Below are 502 nucleotides of genomic sequence, written 5' to 3'. Positions count from 1 at the left end.
AGGCGTTTAATGAGCAGCTAAATGAGATTATCAGTACGTTGTAAGCTGTCGCGATAGGCAATAAAAAAACACTCAACTTGGTTGGGTGTTTTTTTTGGTTTAAATACTTCATTCAGCTAAAACAAAGATTTATTATTTTTTCGCTGCATTGAGTCCTGTATATATCTAAATATAGTATACATAGCGTTAACTGTAGCTGTCGCCTCAGGTGTCTCTAGTAATTCATTCACATGGGAAAGACTAGCTTTATTTCTCAGAGTGGAAAAAGCATCAATCGAATTAGCAAAGGATTGTAAGACTCTAGTAATTTCCTCAGATCTGTTGCCAGAAGCTTGTAATGCAGGATGAAAAAACCTAAGCTCTTTAAAAGCTTTAGATACTGTTGGGTCAGGCGGTAACTCAATACTATTGTCTGTACAAAGTTGTACTAAGTAACCGTGAAGTGCAGTATGAGCACGGTCTATTGCGCTTGAGGAATCTACGGTACCTATTAAAGCCTTTG

At 37.3% G+C, this 502-nt stretch carries 1 protein-coding gene; it reads right to left on the bottom strand.

The features are described from left to right. Positions 1-116: 116 nt before the first annotated feature. On the bottom strand, positions 117-502 hold a 386-nt coding region (locus ACS8FC_RS21280; RefSeq protein ID WP_439298240.1), incomplete at its 5' end, for an abortive infection family protein.

The sequence above is a fragment of the Psychrobacter sp. 1Y4 genome (genome assembly GCF_051847555.1).
The sequence above is the reverse complement of the archived record's forward strand: the minus strand, read 5'-3'. Positions and strand labels throughout refer to the sequence as shown.